The following is a 22,304-nucleotide window of genomic DNA, read 5'->3' as shown; positions in this document are numbered from 1 at the left end:
GGCTTGTTTTTCAGGTCATACATTGGTAATGACAATGCTACAATGAATTCAACTTCTCCTATATTGGTAACCTTAACCGCTGGTCAAGAGTCAGACTGGAATACGTTTAACAACATTCAATTTCAAAGATGTACGGGCGGTATAGTGCTAGATATTAATCAAACAGGCATTTTACCAGCGCAAAAAGGTAATTTTAATAGTAATAAATTTTCAAACATTCATTTTGAACATGCAAAAGTGGCTATCGAATTTAAAGGTAATGGTGGAGCAATAGAAGGAAATTTATTTACCGACATTGATCTACAAGGAAAAAAAGTAGCTCCAGATATGACAACCGATTTTGTAAAAAATATTAGAGGCGACAACAATATTTTTCAAAATTTTCAAATAGCCGATTATACGCCAGGCACTGGTTATGTTTTTAGCGTAGCTTCTGGAGCTACAAGAACAACCATTGCAAATTGTGAAGTTGACGGAAATTTTCATAGTGCAACTCAAAATTCAAATGAAGAAAAAAATGGTTGGTATATTGATAATGGAACGGGTACCCAATTTTTAAACAATGCTTCTTCAAATAGATTCTCGGATTTTGCATTTAAAAACGTAAATGAATTGGTTTATGAAGGGCAAATTATAGATAATGCTGTAGAAAATAATGGTGTTTCAGAAGTAAATCATCCGAATCATAACAATTTATTTTTTAGAAATTTTAGTAGAGTTAGATTTAACGGAAAATTAGATTATTTTGCTAATACTAATAGCAATGTTCCACCTGATTTTCATGTAACCGATTATAAAAGAATTAGACTTGGAACATTTAATGCAAATAGAGATATGAGGACTGTCTCTGACAATCCTGGACTTTTATTAAATACAGCCAATGGAAACACAGGTAGTTTAACAGAAGTATTAGGGCATTTACAAATTCAGCCATTTAATGCAATGGCTTTAGACGCGGGGACAAACAATGAAGCATCTAATATTCCAAGATGCGAATTAAATACAACTACAGGTCAAGGGCAATATATGCTAACAAATGCAACTACAACAGGTGTTGTACAATGGACAAAAATTAGCAGGGTAATTTCAGGGCTCGCCTGGGACCACATCGCCATAAAAAACATCAAATTAGATGGTTTTGCCATTACAAACAATAGCAATGCAACACCAGCTACAAACACCGATGCCGGTTTACGTTTAGACAACGCAGGCAACGTGCGTATAGGTACAGCAGCACCATTTACTACAAATCCTGCAAAATTACAAGTAGATGGGCGAACCATTATCGGTACTGCCTCACAAGAAATGAACGATTATGATGCCGCTTACAAACTCATCGTAAATGGCAAAGTGCGTGTACGCAACGAAGTATATGTCAAGGAAGCAGGACTAACTTGGCCCGACTACGTTTTTGCAAACGATTACAAACTCATGCCACTACAACAAGTAGCACAACACATACAAGAAAAAGGCCATTTGCCTAACATGCCAAGTGCTACCGAGGTAGAAAAAGAAGGCATAGCAGTAGGAGACATCATCAAACGCCAACAAGAAAAAATTGAGGAATTGACCTTGTATTTGATTGAAATGCAAAAGAAAATCGAAGCTTTAGAACAAAACCAAAAAAAATAAAGTCATGAAAATCAAGTATTTAATAGCTTGTTTGCTTGGTGGTGTAGGCTATGCACAAGTAAATTGTAGCTTGCCAATGAGCAATGCTTCGACATTTAATTTTACAACGGCAAACAATGGGATTTCTGGAATTTACAACGCATCTTCAAATATTATAGCATCTAATCAAGTAAATGCTACAACTTATTTAGCCCCAGAAATTAGAGTTACAGATGGTTTTTTAGCTAATCCATCATCAACATCAAATGTGTTGTTATCAATAGCTAATTGCAGTAATTGTGCAACTCCCATAGATTTATTTATTAAAGATGGTCCCACAGACGATGGTAATGTACCAAATAACAACACCCTTAATATGTGGACAAGTACAGATATTTGGGTAGGAAATGAAAATAATGATATTGATGATTACATAAATCCAACGTATGGCATATCCAATTTCTTAAAAGTAAGAGTCAAAAACAATGGTTGTGGTTCAACAACGGGTACAGAATCTCTCGAGCTTCGATGGGCAAAAGCATCAACATCCTTAACAGTAAATACTCCATGGTTTGGAGATGTATTTTTTAATGGAAATGGAGCCGTAATGGGAGGTTTAATAGGAACGATCACTTTGCCTATTATGGTGGCTGGCGAAGAAAGAACCTTTACATTTCCGTGGAATGTACCCAATCCTGCAGATTATGGAAATATTGATCAGTGGCATTTTTGTGTGATGGCAAAAGCACTAACTTCAGCAGAAACAATAGCAGACAACGGTATGAACGATTTGAATTGGTATGTTCGTAATAATAATAACATAGCATGGCGAAACTTGCATATTATAAACGTTAGCCCAGCATCGCCAGAGCCACCAACTGGAGTTGTAGAAGTTGGCAATACGCTAGACGAACCCAGAAATTGTTATTTAGAACTTCTAGTTGAGGACATGGAAACGGGAAAACCAATTTATGAAGAGGCAGAGGTAACCATAAAAATGGACGAAACATTGTATCATGCATGGGTAAAAGGAAACAAAGAAACAGAACAATTATTTGAAACCAATATGGATAATATCAAATTAGTAAAAGGAAATCAAGCTTTGATAAAGAATATTTTGTTTGACCCACATGAATCAGGTACTATTAGATTAGATTTTAATTTTTTGACAGAACAATTAACCAATAAAACAAAGTATATTTATCATTTGGTTCAAAAAGAGTCGGGAACAGATGCCGTTATAGGAGGTGAAACATTTTATATCAAAAAACAATATAGACCACCATTTGAAGCGGGTAGTGATGATTTGGAAATAGATAAATACGAAACCATAATGCTAAACGCCCAAGACATTGGCGAACCAGCCATTTACAATTGGTATGACAGCGAAGGACACTTTATTGCCGAAGGCAAAGATTTGCAGGTAGCCAATGCAGTTGCCGAAAAATACAAGCTAGAAGTAATTTCTACTGCCGATGGTTTTAAGGATTATTCAAATGTAGAGGTAAAACTAAAACCCAGCCGATTGAGTTTGTTGTATCCAAATCCTACTTCGAGTACTTTGAATGTAAAATACAAAATCAACGAAGCTAACTCAGCATACTTGTCTGTATATAGTTATTACGTGTCTAATAGTGCCATTTCTAATAATTACATCATCGATTTGAATGCTGGCGAAACCAATATTGATGTGAGCCAATATCCAAACGGTTTCTATAAAGTAGCTTTGATTACAGATGGCAAGGTAGTCGATATAAAAATATTGAACAAAACTTATTAACAACGTCAAACCTTTGTCAAAACCACTTCTACTTGACAAAGGTTTTTTGGTGTAGGTACAAATAAATTGAAAACTAAAGAGCTGTTGCTATTCATGGTTTCTGGTTTTTTAAGGTTTGTCCGTTACCCATACCAAATCATTATTGTATTTGATTTACGTTGCGTTTTTGTTTGAAATGGAATTCGAAAAGCCACAAATACAAGAATGAACCAAGTTTAAAAATAGTTGAAAACCAATATACTCTTAGAAAAAATACTAGTTGCAGGAGCTCATATTGTATTACACTTCTTTTTCACTAATTTTGCGTTCGAGTTCGGCCTGAAACTCTTCCATTACAGGTTTCATGGTGCTTTCGGGTATGTCTGCAATTCGAATATACATCAAGCCATCAACGGCATTGTTAAACAGCGGATCTACATTAAAAGCTACCAAACGGGCATTTTGTTTGATGTATTTTTTTATCAATACAGGAAGTCTCAAGCTACCGGGTTCTAGCTCGTCTATAATTTTGTCAAATTTATTCAAATCACATTCTACTTCATCAAAAATAAAATCCTTGTCGGCATCTTTGAGTTTTACTTTAAATTCCTTTTTTGGATGAATGTATTGTGCAATATAGGGGTCATAATAATTAGATTTCATAAACTCAATCATCAACGATTTTGAAAAATCCGAAAACTGGTTGCTAATGCTTACACCTCCCAACAAAAATTTATGCTCGGGATACCGCAATGTAGTGTGCATGATGCCACGCCAAAGCAAGAATAAAGGCATTGGCCGTTGTTGATAGTCTTTGATAATAAAAGCCCTACCCATTTCGATAGATTTGTGCATCATATCGTGTAATTCTGGTTCAAATCGAAACAATTCGTTCAAATAAAACCCATCCATACCCATTTTTGGATATATTTCAGATCCCAACCCCATTCGATAGGCCCCAGCCACTTTTTGTGCTTCTTCGTCCCACAAAAACATGTGGTGGTAATAGGTGTCAAATCGGTCAATGTCTATAGAATTATTGGTACCTTCGCCAACTTCTCTAAAAGTAATTTCTCTCAATCTACCAATTTCGTGCAGTATATTTGGTATTTCTTCTGCTCTTGCAAAAAACACTTCATAGTTTTTACTTTGCAACAATCGGGCATTTGTAGTACGTAGCTTGCACACTTCCGACACCATATTGTCCTGATTTGCAGGAGTAACAATTTCTTTTGGACTACGTGGTATTTTCAAATTGGGTGTACTCAACAACCTACTTTCTTTGTCAAATGGATTGGCAAGCATATAGGTTTTTTTTCTCAAAAACTCACTATATTCTTCTATCGTTTCATAGTCATTTTGTTCGGCAACCGAAATGGGTTTTCCTATCCGAACTTTAATCACACGGTGTTTTTGTGTCAGCAATTCAGAGGGCAGTTTAGCGGTTCTAAACTTATCGCTAATTTTTGATAAAATATAAAAAAGCCAACTGTTTTTAGCATGAAAATAAATAGGAACAACAGGCACTTGTGCTTTTCTAATCACTTTCATTGCCCCTTCCTCCCATGGTTTGTCCACCATAAGCTTGCCATCTTTGTAAGTAGATACCTCGCCCGCCGGAAACATTCCCAGCGGTTTGCCTTCCTTCAAATGCCGAAAAGTTTCCTTAATGCCCACCACGCTCGACTTAGCATCTTTGTGGTTTTCAAATGGATTTACGGGCATGATGTAGGGCTTCATCGGATCGATGCGGTGCAACAAAAAATTAGCTATAATTTTAAAATTAGGCTCTCGTTCTAACATCAATTTCAATAACAAAATGCCATCTATACCACCAAGCGGATGATTGGAAATCGTGATATAGGCACCTCCTTTTGGCAATCGTTTCAAATCTTCTTCAGGAATTTCAAACCTTATTTGAAATTCATCCAAAATTGCATTCAAAAAGGCTACCTCCGAAAGGTGTTTGTTGCGGTCGTAAATATCATTTAAGGTCGAAATTTTTAAAATTTTCATCAATAACCAACCCGAAAAAGTTCCGAAAACTCCATATTTATCAGTATTTATTGCTTTTGCAACTTCTTTAGCGGTAACTAATCCCATATTATCTTTTAGTTTATTTAGCAAAAAACAAAGATAAAAAAAAACATCAAATTCAAACTAACATTTTAAATTATTACACTTTTTCTTTTTAGACTGCATGCTTTTTTATTACTTTTGAACTTTATTAGTATCTAGGTTGCTGCTATCCAAATAACACAATCAACCATACTCCATGCCTTGTCGCCATTGTTTGTATAGGCTTCAATTCATATTTAAAACACATAATTTATACATCAAAATACACAAAGTTAGATTTTTTTTAATAAAAATATTAAATTAATATATAAAAATGAAAATTATTTCATACAACGTAAACGGCATTCGGGCCGCCATCAACAAAGGTTTTATCACTTGGCTACAACAGGCCAATCCCGATGTGATTTGCTTACAAGAAATCAAAGCAACAACCGATCAAATACCACAAGCCGAAATAACATTGGCGGGATATCCTTATCAATATTATTTCCCAGCTCAAAAAAAAGGCTATAGCGGCGTAGCCATCTTGTCGAAAACAGCACCAAAAAATGTCGTTTTTGGAACAGGCATTGCACACATGGATTTTGAAGGTAGAAACATCAGAGCCGATTTTGAGGGCATTTCTATCATGAGCCTCTACCTGCCTTCTGGTACAAACGACGACCGATTGGAATACAAATTTCAATATATGGCCGAGTTCAAATCCTATATAGACCAACTCAAAACCCAAGTCCCAAACCTCTTAATTTGTGGCGATTATAACATTTGCCATCAAGCCATCGACATCCACGACCCCATTCGAAACAAAAACGTGTCGGGTTTTCTACCCGAAGAAAGAGCTTGGCTAGACCATTTTATAAATTCAGGTTTTATAGACACTTTTAGGCATTTCAATCAGCAACCACACCAATATTCGTGGTGGAGCTACAGAGCAGGAGCCAGAGGCAACAACAAAGGTTGGCGGATAGACTACCACTTGGCCACCCAAAATTTGCAACAAAACCTCAAAAGAGCCGTTATACTCCCAGAGGCCATGCACTCCGACCATTGCCCCATTGTAGTCGAAATCGATGTATAATCTTTTGGAGCTATTTCCAGCCATCCACTATATCTTTTGTTTTTTAAAGAAAAAAACAAAAGGATGTCGTTCCTGTCTGGGCTAGTGGCACCTCTGCAATAAAGCATATTCATTATAAATAAAACAAAAACCCCTTTCAAAATGATCAAAAAAACAACCCTAACACTACTATTATTATCACTTGCAACCGCCTGTGTATCAAAAAAAACCTATAAAGACTTAGAAAGCAAATATGCCGATTTAAAAAAAGAAAACCGTAAATTAGTCGATTTTACAGACCTTTTACAACAACAAAAAAACCAATCCGAAAATACTCTTGCCAAAACCCAAGACGAATTAACCAAACTAAAAGCAGAACATAAAAAACTACAATCCGATCTTGCAACCTCCGAAAAAAACCTTAAAAACCTGCAAGAAGCCTATAAATCTCTCGAAAAAAACAGCGACGAATCCATCAAAGCCAATATGGCCAAAAACAGAGACTTGCTTGCCCAACTCGACGCAAAAGAAAAAGCCCTTGCCGACGAGCAAGAAAAATTCAATAAAACCAAATCCGATTTGGCCGAAAACACCACAAGACTTCAAGAACTTGAAGCCCTGATAAATGCCAAAGAAGCCAGCATGAAAAAACTCAAAGAATCGCTCTCCAAAGCCCTAAATGGTTTTGAAGGCAAAGGCCTAACGGTTGAACAAAAAAACGGCAAAGTATATGTATCCATGGAAAACAAATTGCTTTTTGGAACAGGCAGCTGGGCTGTAGGCCCCGAAGGTAAAAAAGCAGTCGTAGAAGTAGGAAAAATTTTAGCTCAAAACCCCGAAATTGCCGTACTCATAGAAGGCCATACCGACAATGACAAGTTTGGAAGTCCTGTGGGACAAATCGAAAACAACTGGGATTTATCTACCAAAAGAGCCACCGCAATTGTACAAATATTAACAGAAAATAAATCCATCAAAGCCGAAAACCTTACCGCTGCTGGTAGAGGGGAGTTTGCACCGCTTATGAGCAACGACACCCCAGACGGTAAAGCCAAAAACAGACGAATCGAAATTATATTGACCCCAAAATTAGATGAAATTTCCAAAATGTTGAACGAACTGAATTGAATTGAGTTTTGAAGTTTTTTTTTGCAACAATTAGCCTGTAATACAATATAAAACAGGCCTAAAATTGTTGCCAAATAATGGCAACCCATTTCAATTTTTCAACACCATTCAGACACTTTTAATAGTACAGTAACCCCATAACTATCATATAATAAACCCAAACATTCAATTTTAATCAATCAAAATGAAATACACTAAAATACCCCAAACCGATATAGAAGTGAGCAAGATATGTCTTGGCACAATGACTTTTGGCGAACAAAACACCGAACTCGAAGGCCATGCCCAACTGGATTTTGCATTAGAAAAAGGCATCAATTTTATAGACACTGCCGAAATGTATGCCGTACCAGCTAGAAAAGAAACTTCTGGCAGCACCGAAAAAATTATTGGTACTTGGCTACAAAAATCGGGCAAAAGAAACCAAGTGGTTTTGGCTTCTAAAATTGTAGGACCAAATCCTGGTTTGAGCTTTATGAGAAACAACATGGATTTTGCACCCAAAACATTGCAATTGGCTCTCGATCAAAGTCTTATCCGTTTGCAAACAGATTATTTGGACCTCTACCAACTGCATTGGCCCGAACGCAAAACCAATTGCTTCGGACAACTAGGCTTCAAAGTTCAAGACGATGCCTGGACAGACAACATTCACGAAGTATTGGAAACGCTACAAAATTTTATAAAACAAGGAAAAGTAAGACACATAGGCCTTTCAAACGAAACACCGTGGGGCATGATGCGATTTTTAGAAGAAAGCAAAACCTTTCAGTTGCCTCGTATCAAAACCATTCAAAATCCTTATTCGTTGCTCAATCGGTCTTTTGAAGTAGGACTTGCCGAAATGAGTATTCGAGAAAATGTAGGGCTTTTAGCTTATTCGCCTTTAGGTTTTGGAGTACTTACGGGCAAATTCCTAACGGGCGAAAGCCATCCAAAAGCTAGATTGAGCTTGTTTCCTCAATATGCCAGATACAGCAGCCCACAAAGTACGGCCGCAACCAAACGGTATTTGGAAATAGCTCAAAACTTTGGGCTTACCCTCACCGAGATGGCCCTAGCATTTGTAAACCAACAAGCCTTTGTAACGGCTAACATTATTGGTGCCACAAGTTTGGAACAACTCGACCAAAACATCAAGTCCATCAACGTTGAATTGTCAAACGACATTTTGATGGCAATAGACAGCGTTCATGCTCAAATTTCAAATCCGGCCCCGTAATATAACAAAACAACTGCCAATTTCTAACTGGTTTTTTGAACCCAGTCTTGGATTATAACTCCTGACTGGGTACATAAAACTACTCCTTCAAAAACCCATAGTCATACACTTTTGGTTTGATGGCATCGGCTAGAATAGCCAATGCTTCCCGCAAATTACCAATCAATTCCATATAAGTAACATCATCGCTTTTGGAGTTCATTCTGCCTTTGTCGTTTCTGCCTTGGAAGTATTCTCTGATGTCGTATAATGAAGCATTCACGTTAAAAGTTCCCCCTTTGGGGGTTAGGGGGCTTTTATGGTAATACTTCCACAACTCACGCCCCGCATCAAAAACAGACTTTGCTTCTGCCGAAAAGATAAGCCCCCCAGCCCCCGAAGGGGGAGCATCCGAAGCGTGTAATTGCTTTGTGGTGGTACTAAATAAGTCATTTGCAGTAGCTCCCCCTTTGGGGGTTGGGGGGCTCTTTATAAAATTGGTCATAAAATTACTTTCAAACTTCGCTTGTGCATTCACTTCATACTCCGTAAAAGGAATCCAGTGGTTGGTACCATCTTTACTAGAAATTCTATTTTGACCATGAAAAAGTGCAAAAGCTAAACAATCGTTTTGAAAATTTTTATCCTTTTGCCAACCGTCATTTGGATATAAATATTGATCTCGGTCATTCATCCAGTTAGCTTCAATACAATTTCTAACAGAAAAATAAATTAACCCTTGAATTAAATTGTCGCTTTTAAATGAAAAATAATTTACGTGTCTTGTACCAATCTGTAAAGTAAAAGATAAAAAACTGTTATTTTGAAAATCAGGAGCAGGATTTTCCATAAAACCGATCCCCATTTTTGATTTATCGTCGAATAACTTTATCCATTTATTTATACTATCTGGTAATGCTCCATAAAATTTTTTGCTTGAATTATAATTCCCTTTTTTATCAAATACATCGGTTTTTATGGTTTTTATTTTAATTTTTTTTGCGGTATTCCAAACTGTAAAACCAATTGGGAATTTTCCTTTCACATTATCAAATGTTTCGGCAGGCACTATAAATCCACAACCATATTCTGCTAAAAAATAGTCTTTGAATTTTTTAAAATTGGAACCATTTACAAATTTTAATTTGGAAAATTGACCTAAAATACACCCTGGAATTTTCTCGTATATAGTTGCCATAAACAAAGCAAAAATTTCATTAGTAGCAGCACCAATTTTAGGTTTAAAATACTCATTTATCTTAAAATTGGTAGTTACACCGCTTTTATTTTCGCCTGTACCTGTAACGGTTCTTGCTGTTGTAGCCTCTGCATACGGCGGATTGATATATACCACTAATTTTTTTCTCTTTTCTTCGTTGGCGATAATTGCAAACAAACTATCGGGCATTTTACCACCTTTGGAAATGGGCAAAAATTCGTCGTTCAAAAAATCAAATTGAAATACGTTGTTTTTCAATAAGTTGGCACCGTGTTCTATGCGTTCGTGCATGACATTTACATCGGCTTGGTCTAATGTGCTGGCATAAATGTGGTATTTGTTGTTGAGACCCGCTAATAAATTTCCTGTTCCTGCGGCACAATCCCAAATAAAATAATCTTCTTGCCAGTTTTCGCCCAAGTAATCGGTGAGGTATTTTTGAGACAATTCTACCCAAATACGAGGGGTAAAAAAAGCCCCTTTTCGTTCGCGAATGTCTTGTGGTACTAATAAATCCCTTCTTTCAATAAAATAATCGTGATATTCATTGATGGGTGGTCGTTTATATATTTTCCAAAAGTTTTGATACGTTTCTTTGCTTTTGAGGTTGATGGAGGCATCAAACATTTGACGCAGGTTTTCTTTGGCAATTTTATACCCTTGATTATTGAAAACCACAAACAAATTATCTCTAATCGAGGTGTCGTCATCAATTTCATTGGTGTCATTGTCGTCCACAAAAAGATCAGCCAAATAGAAATCGCTATCCAGAATGTTCGCTTTTTTCAGGTCGTCCCAATTGACATCGATGATGGGTTTTATAACTTCTAGCCATCGCAAATAAATAGGGATAAAATTGTTTTTATCGATTTTTAATTTGCTGGTTGTGCTGGCATTAGCAATGTTGTTTTTAATAAAAGCATGTAGTTCATTTGCCTCTTTTTCGTAATCAAAAATATAGGTTTTATCTTTTAGTGTGGCTTCAATTCGCTCTTTAATGAGTTGAAATTCTTTAGTTTCATGATTACTAGGTGCTACATTCCAGTTGAAATCATTGAGGTAAAAAATATCTTGCACATGGCTATACGGTACAAAAGCCATTTTCACAAAATCAAATGCACCTAGAAAAGCAGGAGGCAATGTTTTGTCAAAAGTTCTAGCCTTGCCAATTGTTAAAATCAACTGTACAAACATGCCCACCACATCAAAATTGCCTGTTTTAGCTTCAGCCCAAAGTAGCGGCACTCTCCCAAACATATAATCTTGCTTAGGAAACACCGTAAAATCGATATTTCCTAATATTTCAGTAGTGTCAAAGCCTTTGAACCAATCGGCTCCGACTTTGTTTTTTAGTTCTTCTTCTCGAATTTGTGAGTATTTCATTATATTTTTTGTAAAAAACTTGATAAAATTTGTTTTTTATCACCCCAAGTTGTCATTTTTAGCTTAGGATAAGTTATATGCAAAATCCTTTTTGCTCTTGTAACTGCAACGTATAAATTGTTTTTCTCTTCATTTAATGCTGTTTCAGTTTTTGCACGATAATCAGGGAAAACACCCTCATTCATACCCATCAAAAATACAACTTCAAACTCTAATCCTTTTGTAGTATGTATGGTAGCCAAGGTAATTTCATCTTTATTTTCTTTAGTATTGTTTAACGCTAAAAAGTATCTAAAATTAGTTAAACTTTGATTATCTGATATTTCTTTTCTAATAAAAGAGTTCCAAAGTTTATTTAATTCGATTAAATCGAAATTCAAAATTTCTTTTTCAATTTCATCTTTACTTATGGTTTCAAAATTTTGTTTGAATTGTTCTAAAACCCAACCTAAAGATTTTGGATTATTTTTTAGATGTTTCCAATATTGTGTCAATAATCTGATATTTTTATCAGGATTTTCAAAAGAAACAAGACTCTCAAAATAATTATTATAGAAAGGAATTTCTAATTTTAAAAACTCTTGTAATTGCTGAAAATGCAATCTATCATTTGGATTTAAAATAATTCTTGTTCCTAAATCAAAAAGCTTGAAAAATGTAGATTCGGGTTCAAATTTTTCTAAACCTTTTTTCAAATAATAATGATTTTTTAATTGTTCGTCTTCATCAAGCATTTTCATTAAACTAGAAAAAACATATTTATTTCGAGCTAAAACAGCAATGTTTTTATAGGAAATAGGTTCTTTGATTTCCTTTTCTTCATAAAAACCTTTCTTAATTAAGGTTTTTATTTCTGAAATGATAAATTGTGCTTCTGTTTCTTCATTTTCAAAATCATTAATTTTACAAATACCATCAAAATAATTTTTGCCAACACCTCCATTTGGTTTTATTTCTTCTGCTAAAGTGAGAATTTTATTGGCAGAACGGTAATTTTTTTCAATTACTATTTCTTTAGCACCAAAATCATTTACAAAATCTTTTTGCATAAAATCTGGACTCGAACCTGTAAAACTAAAAATAGACTGTTTATGGTCGCCCACCATTAATACATTTTTGTGCGTATCTCCACAAATGGTTTTGATGATGTAATATTGTGCAAAACTTAAATCTTGGGCTTCATCTATCAAAATATATTGATAGGTTCTTCTGTAAATATTAGATGCCATAGGATTGAGCAAAATTCGATAAGCATATAGCAAAATGTCATCATAATCCATTGCATTTTGTTCTCTCAAGCGTCTATTATAATCTTGATATAAAAGGGTGTTTTGCTCTCCCCAATTATTATAATTTGTTTCTAAATCTGGTATTTCATCAATTAGTTTTCTTTTTTGATTGCTTATAAAATCGGTGCATTTAAAGAGTAATTGTCGTTGTTTATACCTTCTATCTTCTTCATCTTTTGCTTCATGAACCTGGTATTTATCATTCAGACTTGGATTACTTAATAATACCTCTTCTAATATTTTTTTACAATCGCTTTCATCAAAAATATGTGGTGGTTCAGAAAAACCTAATTTAGTGTATTGCGAACGTACAATTTTCAAACAAAATTCGTGAAAATTGCCTATAAATGCTCGTTCAGATAATTTGGGAATGCCTTTCAAACGGTCATTCATTTCTTGAGCCGCTTTGTTGGTAAAAGTAAGGCAAAGCACTGAAAAGAATTTATCTTTTTTCTCGGTTAATAAATACCGTACTCGTTCGGTTAATATTCGTGTTTTACCACTTCCTGCCGATGCTTGTACCAAAACTGCACCTTCGCCATCATTGTAAAAAACAATGTCTTCTTGCTCTTTAGATAATAGCTGTTTATTCATTGGTGTTCGGTTTTAGGTTTAGTGATGCTGCTATTTTGTCGAAGAGTTCTCTGGTTTTAGGTGGAATACAAAGATTATCTTCTCTTTTTATGATTTCTTTTACATAAATTCTAGCCGCTTTTACTTTCCAATTTCTTATTTCATTTAAAACGTCTTCTTTTGAATATAAGTCAATTTTATTATAATTTTCCTCAAGTTCTTTTTGTTTAGCTACTTTATGAATTTCATTTTTATATTCTGGTGTTTTCAATTGTTTAATTGCTTCTTTTAATTCATTAACATAACCCTCATCATATAAATATTCTTCAATGTCTTTTTGTGTATCTTCTTCGTTCAATTTAATCACATTGTTGAAATCTGAAATATGGTTTTTTAACAACACATTTTTCAAGTCGCTTTTTACATCTGGTTTATCATAATCACTAAAAATAAACCATTTTGTTTTTAAAAATCTCAATAATGTAAGTAAAGGATAATGTTTTCCTGTTGCAACAAAGTCTATACCTAAAACAAATGAAGATGTTTTAAAATAAGTGTTTGCGAAAATTGGAAGTAATACAGTTTCTGTTTTACCTTCTGACATTACAACAATATTTGAAAATAAAACATCACCATTTGAATTTTGGATGTTTTCTTGTATTCTTACAATTTCTTTTGAATCTAAAATTGATAAATCAATCTCACTCACCACACTTGCATCTCCATCTTTATAAAAATGTCTTAATTCTTCCAGATCAGCCTGTCCGGCAATGTATGGCGAATGAGTGCTTACTATTTTTTGTCCTTTAAAATTTTTTAATTGTTTGTAAAGCGTTCTTTGAGCATTTGGGTGCAAATGTGCTTCGGGTTCTTCTAATGCAAAAATTGGAAAAAGTAAATCGGTTTCTTTTCCATTTTCTATTTTTTCATCAATTTGTTTGGTTTGCCACGAGGTAAAAGCCCCAGCGGTAATAATAGATGCCCAGCTACGAGTTCCCATTCCGTGGTTTTCCATACTAAACGCATCTGAATTATTGTCTTGAAAATAGACTTTCATTCCTTTGTGCAAGTCGCTTATTTTCTTTGGGAAAGGATTTAATGTAACACCTTCCCCTTTGGTTTGAGTGGTTAGATTGAGTTGTTTAAGTTCTTCTTTAAGGTGTTTTAAAACTTCAGAATTTTCAATTGCTGATTTATTTAGAGTTTCAATTTGAGACTTTAAATTTTCTATATTTTCGCCATAATCAAGATTAGAAACTAACTTGCCAAAGAAAGAAGTGCGTTGTTTGCTATCTTCTAAAATATCTCTTTGTGCATCAATAAAATACATTTTGATATTATTACGAATTTGATTAATGCTTTTAAATTCATTTACACTTAATTGCTCATTTTCCCAATTTGCAAATTGGGAAAATGATGTTGTTGGTGTGTCTTCAATTCCAAAATTATAAATAGTTCTAAATGCAAAAAATTCACCATTTGTATCAAAAGTTTTATCTGTACCACCTAATTTTGATGACCATTTATTATCAAAATCATTTACCCTATTTCCATTTTCGTCTATTGATACAATTCTAATGTCTATAATAATTTCTTTTGATGCTTGTTTGCCATCTTTATCAATAAATAAATCATCTTGATTAATTTGATTGCGAGAAATTCCTAAAACACTATTTAAAGCACGCAATAAGGTTGTTTTTCCAGCATTATTTGCTCCAACCAAAATAGTTATAGGTTTTAAATTTACCTCAATATCTTTTAAAACTCTGAAGTTTTTTATCCTAATTTTATCTATAAGTATGTTCATATTGTAAGTTTTTATTTATTGTAATTTCGCTGGTATCAAAACCCTTGAACCAATCGGCTCCAACTTTGTTTTTTAGTTCTTCTTCTCGGATGTTTTTGTATTTCATTTCTAAAAAAAAATTAATCTAAATATTTTTTTAACCAAAATTTTGAATCACGAAAAGTGTGTAGATTATCTAAATATTCAACTTTTTTTCTTTGTTGCGGTTTTGGAGTTACATGAGTTTTTCTAATTGAAATTTTGCGAATTTGAGGCGAAATTTTAAGATTATATACTCTGTTTAGTGTTGCAATTATATATTCTGAAAAACATCTACCGGCTTCCAATTGTTTGTTAACATTATCTTTTCCAGCTTTCAATTCAATTAATAAAACATAAAGAGTTCCAGCTTTCTCTGTAAAAATAATGTAATCACAAAAGGACGTTACTTTTCCTGTTCCTCTGTTAAAAAATGGGAAAATACCTTTTGGAAATCATTTTTTGGTAATGGTTGTTTATCAAAAGAAAAACTCAAAAATTTTTGGTTATCTGAAATAAATTCAATGAACATATTTTCTTTTGGCTCTTGCAATTTAGATATTGTTTCCTCTTTAAAAAAAGCATCTAAAATATTTGACAATCGTTCTAAATTACTCATCATTTCCTGCGTATTCTAAAGCATAAAACAATTCTTCAGCAATTTCATTCTGATCTTCAATGGTTTTATTTACCGTTGGTATTTCAAACCCACTAGACAAAATTTCTAATTTTTCAATTACCACTTGTTTATTTCCTGTTTTCTTTTTTGGATAATCAAAAAAATGAACTTCAATATCATCTTGATTAATGTATTCTTCGTCATTATATCCAAAAGTATTTCTGAGCTTGAGAACTTCTTCTTTTTTGGAAGAGAGCATAATTAAATTATTAATTTCTCTAACTATATAATCACTGTGAGTACTTATTAATAATCTAAAACCTTTATTTATTAATCGGGCAATCAATCGTGTTAGAATAATTTGATTGTCGGGATGAAGGTTTATTTCGGGTTCATCAATGATAATTAAATCATTCTTTTTAGCAATATGTTTTAGATAAATTACCAAGCTTGCCAAAGATTTAATAATTGATGCCGTCATGTGAATTGGCAAAAATCTTTTCTTTGCTTTTTCTGGTTCAAATTGAATTTCCCCATCACTTGATATTATAACTTTACCGTGCAATAATTCAGTTTCTATTTCGATACCTAAATCATAAAAAGGACTTTTATTTTTTTTGGTTTCTGCCAAATCTTCTGCTATCATCAACCCGTCTTTTATGGCAAGCGGGTATCTTGTTGTTTTTTTGAATAATAAATCAAAACGGTCAATTTGATTTTTTCCTGTCATGGCATGAAAATGATCAACGGCCTCTTGTTTCTTGATAGACAATTCTTTACTGAATGTAAATATTGAATTACGCTCAACAGGCAATATAAAAGTTGAACTAATTGGATATTTAGACAATAACAATAAAATAGTTGAGTGTAAAAATATTTCTAACATCTCAATGTCATTATTAGAAATGGTATAATCAGTTATTTCTAATACTATTTCTTTTGAGTTTCTTTCTTTTGAAATTTTTAAATTAATTTTTTTTATATCTAAAAAGGTTTCAAAACTACATTCCGTCAATTTATCCTCAAACTCTTGTTCTGATTCATTATAATTAATTGTTGTATCCGCAAAATATTGTTTGGCTAAATCGTCACCAATGCCAAATAAGCTATCCAAATCTTCTTTAAAATTAGTAATTAAAAGATTTCTATATTGATTTATTGCGGTAAAATCTATAGCGTAAAGATATTTTTTTTTATCAATTAAATTTTTCACTAATTCTTTATTTGAACCTACATGAATTTGGGTTTTCAATAAACCATATATTGCATAAGCCAAATAGGTTTTACCCGTTCCGTTAGGACCACAAAAAACATTCAACTTTTTAGATAAGTCAATAGTTCCTTCTTTTATTGCTCCTAAATTATTTATTTGTATTTTCATTTCGTATAAAAATCGTTTGTTTGCAAATATACTATTTTATTTTCTAATTTAAGAACACCGTAAAATCGACATTTCCTACAATTTCAGTAGTGTCAAAGCCTTTCAACCAATCACCACCCACTTTGTTTTTCAATGCTTCTTCTCGGATGTTTTTGTAGGTCATTTTATAAATTTGATATTGTATGTGGGTTCAAATAGTATTATAAAAAGGACATTAACGATAAAAAATCATCATCAATCCATCAACATATATTTTTAGATTCATGGATTGAAATATTTCCAAATACCAAACTCATTTTTATAATTTATAAGAATTTACGGTTAAATTTTTATTATGATATTTCTTTGACCAATGCTAAAGTTATTTTTTTGATAATAAAACGCATGTCAATTATTGTGCAAGTATTACAATAATTAACAATATTATAAGCCCCAAAAGGATGGCCAATACAATTTTGGTTGTACTATATGGTCTATCTCCTACTACAACTCCTGTTCTTCCATTAATATAAAAATGATACATTTTACCTTCAAATGGATAGGAACAAGCATATAAAGGCAACAATATGTGCTTGAATTTAATATGCTGATAATGCTTATCCATCGTCGAAATGTGCTGTTTGTCTCCTCCAATATCTTCGTAAACACCATCTTGTATAGCGGCATCAATAGTATTCATGATGGCGTCCAAACCATCTTGAAGCTTAATTTGGTATTTTTCTGTCAAAAAACCACTCAAATAAGCATCTTGTGTGGCCACTAACTCATCTAAGTCCCAAGGTTCTAATTGGTTTATGTAATGTTGGGCTACTTTGCCCGATGCGGCAGTTAATACCTCTTGATGATGAAGCCTCACGGTACCCTCTGTATAGTACCAGCTGGTTCTTACTTCTGTGCGTTCGTTTTCGTCTGAGCCAACAGTTACAGTGTATTCCTCCCCACGTTCGCCAGTATATTGAGTGGTTGATTGCAGGTCGAAACTCCAAAATGGGAGGTAAATACCCTTTAAATATTGGGGCGACAATGCCGCTTTTTTCAAATGATCTGGTGCAAACCACATGCCATCTACCCATTGAGTTAAAAGTGTTGCTATTTCTTTTTGATCTACGTCAAATGGCAGGATGTATTGCGGTTTTATATACCGTTCGTTTTGAATGGCTGAAGCTACAAGCGGATTGTTGCAATACAAGCAATGTGTTGATTGCACATCGCTTGTAGTAGTTGTACTAGAACCACAACGGTTGCAATGAATAATTTTTTGAACTGCAACATGATCATTTTCAGAGGCTTCCAAATATTGTTCATAATCTAATAATGCTAATGGCTGATAATTTACTGCAATATCGTTTTTTGATCCACAATAGGCACAAACCAAACTAAAAGTTCCGGGTTTGTATTGTAACGAAGCACCACAATTTTTACAACCAATAGTATTTAAATTGGTAGATGGTATTTCCATAAATTTTTTTATAATACTAGGAGTTATACGTTTGGCAATGGTGGCGGTGATTGTGAAAACAATCCCGAAATGGCTGCAACCAATCCTGCTTTTTGCCATCCACTAGCACCCTGAAACCAAATAAGCGACTCTGTATTAAGTTGCCCTTTTTGGATGAGGTCTAACAACTGACTTTCGGCAAAAGGCCCTGCTTGTTGTCCATTTAATGCCACAAAGTAAGCTACACTGCTTGGCAAAGGTGGGGGCGACACTGGGTTTTGGGCCGTATTAAATGCTTGATTCATTTGATTGCCCATTGCAAAACCTGCTCCCATACCTACACCAGCTCCTGCAACTCCCGATGGATTTTGTGCAGCTGCTTCTATGGCTTGTGCGGTTTTATATTGCGTTAATCTAGTGATATCTATTTTGTTCAATCGGCTCAATTCAAAAATTTCTTTTTTGATTTCGTCGGGCATCGAAACATTTTCCAACAAAAATTGACTCACTTCCATGCCATAAGCTGCAAAATCATCTTGCATATAACTAAAAATAGTTTGAGATAATTCGTTTAAATTGGCAGCATAACTCTCAACAGGAATTTTAGCTTCGCCAATGGCATCTGTAAATCGGGTTACAATTGTGGTTCGAAGTTGATCGCCAATGGCATCTGTTGTAAAAACACCTTCGGTACCAACAATTTCTTTGATAAACTTTCCGGCATCTGTTATCCTAAAACAATAATTGCCATAAGCCCTAATTTCGAGCATACCAAATCGGTCGTCGTTTAGTGTAATGGCATTTTTTGTACCCCATTTTTGATCAATAAACTGTCTGGTACTCACAAAGTACACTTCTGCTTTGAACGGACTGTTAAATCCATACTTCCAACCTTGTAGGGTACTTAACAGCGGTAAATTCTGGGTGTTTAGTGTATATGTGCCCGGCAAAAAAACATCGGCAATTGTACCCTCGTTAATAAATACAGCTTGTTGGCCTTCTCGAACGATGAGTTTGGCATCATTTTTTATTTCATTTTGATATCGTTCAAACCGCCATACAATAGTTTGACTTCCTTGATCAATACATTCTATAATGTCTATAAACTCGTTTCTTAATTTATCAAATATTCCCATAATAGTAGTGTTTATTTTTTGTAAAAATAACCTATTTTTGTATTATACAAAATATGTACCTTTATTTTTTAATAAAGAATTTTTGTGAGCATCACACCAAGGAATTTAGTTTTATTTAATAATATAATATACACAAAAAAAGCCAATATTTCTATTGGCTTTTTTTCTTAAAATATTAAATAATTATCTAACAATTAGTTTTCGGGTGGCTGTTGCATCGCCTTCTTTGAATTGAATTATATAAACACCAGGGTTTAAGTTAGAGATGTTTAACTCTCTAGCAGTCAATTCGGTTTGAAGTACAACTTTGCCAAGAACATCAAAAATAGTAATTTCTTTATCGGCTCCAGATTTTGAACTGATGTAAATTTTACCATTACTAGCAGGGTTTGGATAAAAGCTCAATCCTTCGATAGGTGTGTCAGAATTTCGAGAAGACTTCATGTCTTGGGCGTTCATACTCCAAGAAAAGAGCCCAATCAAAAGGACGATTAATACTGTGTGTTGCTTTTTCATGATATTGTGTTATTTGGGTACAACAAAGATATAAAATATTTTCAATAATAATGCCAAATAAAATCTTTTTTTAACAATTTTTTTTAAATTCCTGCGTTTGAGGCCTTCGAGTACCATATTAACAAATTGTTTGCAATATTAATTTATGGTTAAGAGCGGTCTTTTTTACGTATTTCTTCTTATATTTACCATCGAAAAAAGACGTGTGAAATTTTGTTTTTTTTGTAAACTATTGATAATGAAAAAGAAAGACCTCAAGATACTTTTAGTAGATGACGAACCAGATATTTTAGAAATAGTTGGTTACAATTTGTCGCAAGAAGGTTACCAAATAATAACAGCTACAAATGGTAGGGAAGCAGTGCAAATGGCCAAGAAAGTTACCCCTCATTTGATTATTATGGATGTAATGATGCCTGAAATGGATGGTATGGAAGCCTGTGAACACATCAGAAAAATACCAGAGTTGAGCAATATTGTAATTGCTTTTTTAACGGCTCGTAGCGAAGATTATTCTCAAGTGGCTGGTTTTGATGCCGGTGCCGACGATTATATCACAAAACCCATCAAACCCAAACTATTGGTTAGTAAAGTAAAAGCACTTTTAAGACGATTTAAAACCGATGAGGTAAAAGTAACAGAAAATATCAATGTGGGCGGTATTGAAATAAATCGAGAGGAATATAAAATTATCAAAGATGGTGTAGAAATTGTACTGCCTCGAAAAGAGTTTGAATTGTTCTATTTGTTGGCCTCAAAGCCTGGAAAAGTTTTCAAACGCGACGAAATTTTAGACAAAGTTTGGGGGAGCGAAGTAATTGTTGGAGGCCGAACTATTGATGTACACATTAGAAAACTTCGTGAAAAAATCGATGAAAATTTATTTAAAACCATCAAAGGGGTGGGGTATAAATTAGAATTATAATGACACTTCATTTTAAAAAATCGTATCAATTTGCCCTAAAATCAGCTTTTTATATTACGCTGTTTGCCTCTATATGGGTTTGTATTTTAACCCATTATTTTTTTACTTTTTCTTACCCGTTCTTTTTTATTTTTTCAATTGGCTTAGGTTTTTTCTCATTTTTTGTAATCCAATATCGTGTGGAACGATTTATTTACAAAAGAGTGAAAAAAATATATGACGACGTGTCTATCCTAGACCGCTCGGAATGGCAGTCGCAACCCATAACAACTGATATGGCCACACTAACCCGCGAAGTAAAAAAGTTTGCAACCGATAAAAAAATCGAAATCGAAATGTTCAAAGTAAGGGAGGCTTATCGAAGAGAGTTTTTGGGCAATGTGTCTCATGAACTCAAAACCCCGCTTTTTACGGTTCAGGGCTACCTTGCCACCTTACTAGACGGTGCAATGAACGACAAACAAATCCGTAAAAAATATTTGGAAAGAGCCGAAATTGGAGTAGAAAGGCTCATCCATATTGTGCAAGATTTAGACATGATAACCAAGTTGGAAAACGGAGAAATGAATTTGGATTTGTCAGAATTTAATATTGTAAAACTCATTCAGAATGTATTTGATTTGCTCGAAATGAAAGCATCTGAAAAAGACATTATATTGATGTTTGATAAAAAATATTTTAAAGATATAAAAGTGGTAGCCGATAAAGGAAAAATACAACAGGTATTAACCAATTTGGTAATGAATTCTATCAAATATGGAAAACCTAGAGGAACTACTGAAATTGCTATCGAACATTTGACAAATGATAAAATCATCATTAAAATTACAGATAATGGTGAAGGGATTTCCAAGCAAAATATATCACGTGTTTTTGAACGTTTTTTTAGAGTTGACAAAAGTGGCTCTCGAGCAGAAGGAGGTTCTGGACTTGGACTCTCTATTGTAAAACATATTATTGAAGCCCATAATGAGAAAATCAATGTAGAAAGTGAATTAGGAAAGGGATCTGAATTTACTTTTACATTGTCTAAAGTTTCAAAATAATAGGGTAGTGGAACAACTAGAATATAAACCCCTTTTTTCATCTATTTTATTTAATAAAAAAAGGGATTATACTAGCATTTTCTTGATTAACCCACCAAGTTAATAACTCACGTTACGCA

General features: G+C 33.8%; 17 protein-coding genes and 1 pseudogene. 7 read left to right on the top strand and 11 right to left on the bottom strand.

From position 1 onward, the window contains the following. Window positions 1–1,632 (top strand): annotated as a pseudogene (locus B0A58_RS16485) (hypothetical protein); the annotation flags it as partial. Window positions 1,633–1,636: 4 nt separating this feature from the next. After that, window positions 1,637–3,391 carry a T9SS type A sorting domain-containing protein gene (locus tag B0A58_RS11580; RefSeq protein ID WP_089081191.1) on the top strand — a complete coding sequence of 585 codons (1,755 nt, stop codon included), beginning with the start codon at window positions 1,637–1,639 and terminating at the stop codon, window positions 3,389–3,391. A gap of 279 nt (window positions 3,392–3,670) precedes the next feature. Here the strand turns inward: B0A58_RS11580 and B0A58_RS11575 are convergent, their stop codons facing one another. Continuing rightward, complete coding sequence (locus tag B0A58_RS11575) at window positions 3,671–5,473, bottom strand: GNAT family N-acyltransferase (RefSeq protein WP_014085186.1); 1,803 nt, start codon at window positions 5,471–5,473, stop codon at window positions 3,671–3,673. 289 nt (window positions 5,474–5,762) lie between these two features. Between B0A58_RS11575 and B0A58_RS11570 the strand changes: the two genes are divergently transcribed. The 3 genes from B0A58_RS11570 to B0A58_RS11560 all read left to right on the top strand — a co-directional run bounded on the left by B0A58_RS11570 (window position 5,763) and on the right by B0A58_RS11560 (window position 8,856). Then, window positions 5,763–6,527 (top strand): exodeoxyribonuclease III, encoded by a 765-nt coding sequence (locus B0A58_RS11570; protein ID WP_014085185.1) that lies wholly within the window; start codon window positions 5,763–5,765, stop codon window positions 6,525–6,527. Window positions 6,528–6,668: 141 nt separating this feature from the next. Then, window positions 6,669–7,634 (top strand): OmpA family protein, encoded by a 966-nt coding sequence (locus B0A58_RS11565; protein WP_089081190.1) that lies wholly within the window; start codon window positions 6,669–6,671, stop codon window positions 7,632–7,634. A gap of 184 nt (window positions 7,635–7,818) precedes the next feature. Continuing rightward, the gene (locus tag B0A58_RS11560) at window positions 7,819–8,856 is read left to right on the top strand and encodes an NADP(H)-dependent aldo-keto reductase (protein WP_089081189.1); all 1,038 of its coding nucleotides are present in this window, start codon (window positions 7,819–7,821) and stop codon (window positions 8,854–8,856) included. 79 nt (window positions 8,857–8,935) lie between these two features. Here the strand turns inward: B0A58_RS11560 and B0A58_RS11555 are convergent, their stop codons facing one another. The 10 genes from B0A58_RS11555 to B0A58_RS11515 all read right to left on the bottom strand — a co-directional run bounded on the left by B0A58_RS11555 (window position 8,936) and on the right by B0A58_RS11515 (window position 20,214). After that, on the bottom strand, window positions 8,936–11,437 hold the full coding sequence (locus tag B0A58_RS11555) for a hypothetical protein (protein ID WP_089081188.1): 2,502 nt from the start codon (window positions 11,435–11,437) through the stop codon (window positions 8,936–8,938). Beyond that, window positions 11,437–13,320, bottom strand: coding sequence for an ATP-dependent helicase (locus tag B0A58_RS11550; RefSeq protein ID WP_089081187.1), 1,884 nt, complete (start codon window positions 13,318–13,320; stop codon window positions 11,437–11,439). The genes B0A58_RS11555 and B0A58_RS11550 overlap by 1 nt, the downstream gene beginning before the upstream one ends. Next, a complete protein-coding gene (locus B0A58_RS11545; protein WP_089081186.1) occupies window positions 13,313–15,106 on the bottom strand; it encodes an ATP-dependent nuclease in 1,794 nt (597 codons plus the stop codon). The genes B0A58_RS11550 and B0A58_RS11545 overlap by 8 nt, the downstream gene beginning before the upstream one ends. Beyond that, window positions 15,087–15,212, bottom strand: coding sequence for a hypothetical protein (locus tag B0A58_RS16985; RefSeq protein ID WP_260439109.1), 126 nt, complete (start codon window positions 15,210–15,212; stop codon window positions 15,087–15,089). The genes B0A58_RS11545 and B0A58_RS16985 overlap by 20 nt, the downstream gene beginning before the upstream one ends. A gap of 13 nt (window positions 15,213–15,225) precedes the next feature. Then, complete coding sequence (locus tag B0A58_RS11540; RefSeq protein ID WP_089081185.1) at window positions 15,226–15,465, bottom strand: hypothetical protein; 240 nt, start codon at window positions 15,463–15,465, stop codon at window positions 15,226–15,228. A gap of 65 nt (window positions 15,466–15,530) precedes the next feature. Further along, window positions 15,531–15,746 (bottom strand): hypothetical protein, encoded by a 216-nt coding sequence (locus B0A58_RS11535; protein WP_133063131.1) that lies wholly within the window; start codon window positions 15,744–15,746, stop codon window positions 15,531–15,533. Continuing rightward, the gene (locus B0A58_RS11530; RefSeq protein ID WP_089081183.1) at window positions 15,736–17,124 is read right to left on the bottom strand and encodes an AAA family ATPase; all 1,389 of its coding nucleotides are present in this window, start codon (window positions 17,122–17,124) and stop codon (window positions 15,736–15,738) included. The genes B0A58_RS11535 and B0A58_RS11530 overlap by 11 nt, the downstream gene beginning before the upstream one ends. A gap of 391 nt (window positions 17,125–17,515) precedes the next feature. Next, window positions 17,516–18,583 (bottom strand): hypothetical protein, encoded by a 1,068-nt coding sequence (locus B0A58_RS11525; RefSeq protein WP_089081182.1) that lies wholly within the window; start codon window positions 18,581–18,583, stop codon window positions 17,516–17,518. Window positions 18,584–18,606: 23 nt separating this feature from the next. Continuing rightward, window positions 18,607–19,698, bottom strand: a complete 1,092-nt coding sequence (locus tag B0A58_RS11520; RefSeq protein WP_089081181.1) for an SPFH domain-containing protein — start codon at window positions 19,696–19,698, stop codon at window positions 18,607–18,609. Between the two features lie 183 nt (window positions 19,699–19,881). Beyond that, window positions 19,882–20,214, bottom strand: a complete 333-nt coding sequence (locus B0A58_RS11515; RefSeq protein WP_089081180.1) for a T9SS type A sorting domain-containing protein — start codon at window positions 20,212–20,214, stop codon at window positions 19,882–19,884. 238 nt (window positions 20,215–20,452) lie between these two features. On the opposite strand from B0A58_RS11515, the gene B0A58_RS11510 reads away from it, so the two are divergent. Both B0A58_RS11510 and B0A58_RS11505 read left to right on the top strand, forming a co-directional pair. After that, a complete protein-coding gene (locus B0A58_RS11510) occupies window positions 20,453–21,139 on the top strand; it encodes a response regulator transcription factor (protein WP_014085175.1) in 687 nt (228 codons plus the stop codon). Then, window positions 21,139–22,185, top strand: coding sequence for a sensor histidine kinase (locus tag B0A58_RS11505; protein WP_089081179.1), 1,047 nt, complete (start codon window positions 21,139–21,141; stop codon window positions 22,183–22,185). The genes B0A58_RS11510 and B0A58_RS11505 overlap by 1 nt, the downstream gene beginning before the upstream one ends. Window positions 22,186–22,304 lie beyond the last annotated feature (119 nt).

Source organism: Flavobacterium branchiophilum NBRC 15030 = ATCC 35035 (genome assembly GCF_002217205.1).
GTDB classification, from domain to species: domain Bacteria; phylum Bacteroidota; class Bacteroidia; order Flavobacteriales; family Flavobacteriaceae; genus Flavobacterium; species Flavobacterium branchiophilum.
The sequence above is the reverse complement of the archived record's forward strand: the minus strand, read 5'-3'. Positions and strand labels throughout refer to the sequence as shown.

What these genes read in the sequence shown, in the direction of transcription:
- B0A58_RS11530 (WP_089081183.1), bottom strand. Translation starts at nt 17,124, where the DNA reads ATGAAAATACAAATAAATAATTTAGGAGCAATAAAAGAAGGAACTATT.
- B0A58_RS11535 (WP_133063131.1), bottom strand. Translation starts at nt 15,746, where the DNA reads ATGATGAGTAATTTAGAACGATTGTCAAATATTTTAGATGCTTTTTTT.
- B0A58_RS11505 (WP_089081179.1), top strand. Translation starts at nt 21,139, where the DNA reads ATGACACTTCATTTTAAAAAATCGTATCAATTTGCCCTAAAATCAGCT.
- B0A58_RS11550 (WP_089081187.1), bottom strand. Translation starts at nt 13,320, where the DNA reads ATGAATAAACAGCTATTATCTAAAGAGCAAGAAGACATTGTTTTTTAC.
- B0A58_RS11525 (WP_089081182.1), bottom strand. Translation starts at nt 18,583, where the DNA reads ATGGAAATACCATCTACCAATTTAAATACTATTGGTTGTAAAAATTGT.
- B0A58_RS11570 (WP_014085185.1), top strand. Translation starts at nt 5,763, where the DNA reads ATGAAAATTATTTCATACAACGTAAACGGCATTCGGGCCGCCATCAAC.
- B0A58_RS11545 (WP_089081186.1), bottom strand. Translation starts at nt 15,106, where the DNA reads ATGAACATACTTATAGATAAAATTAGGATAAAAAACTTCAGAGTTTTA.
- B0A58_RS11575 (WP_014085186.1), bottom strand. Translation starts at nt 5,473, where the DNA reads ATGGGATTAGTTACCGCTAAAGAAGTTGCAAAAGCAATAAATACTGAT.
- B0A58_RS11510 (WP_014085175.1), top strand. Translation starts at nt 20,453, where the DNA reads ATGAAAAAGAAAGACCTCAAGATACTTTTAGTAGATGACGAACCAGAT.
- B0A58_RS11520 (WP_089081181.1), bottom strand. Translation starts at nt 19,698, where the DNA reads ATGGGAATATTTGATAAATTAAGAAACGAGTTTATAGACATTATAGAA.
- B0A58_RS11515 (WP_089081180.1), bottom strand. Translation starts at nt 20,214, where the DNA reads ATGAAAAAGCAACACACAGTATTAATCGTCCTTTTGATTGGGCTCTTT.
- B0A58_RS11580 (WP_089081191.1), top strand. Translation starts at nt 1,637, where the DNA reads ATGAAAATCAAGTATTTAATAGCTTGTTTGCTTGGTGGTGTAGGCTAT.
- B0A58_RS16985 (WP_260439109.1), bottom strand. Translation starts at nt 15,212, where the DNA reads ATGAAATACAAAAACATCCGAGAAGAAGAACTAAAAAACAAAGTTGGA.
- B0A58_RS11565 (WP_089081190.1), top strand. Translation starts at nt 6,669, where the DNA reads ATGATCAAAAAAACAACCCTAACACTACTATTATTATCACTTGCAACC.
- B0A58_RS11560 (WP_089081189.1), top strand. Translation starts at nt 7,819, where the DNA reads ATGAAATACACTAAAATACCCCAAACCGATATAGAAGTGAGCAAGATA.
- B0A58_RS11555 (WP_089081188.1), bottom strand. Translation starts at nt 11,437, where the DNA reads ATGAAATACTCACAAATTCGAGAAGAAGAACTAAAAAACAAAGTCGGA.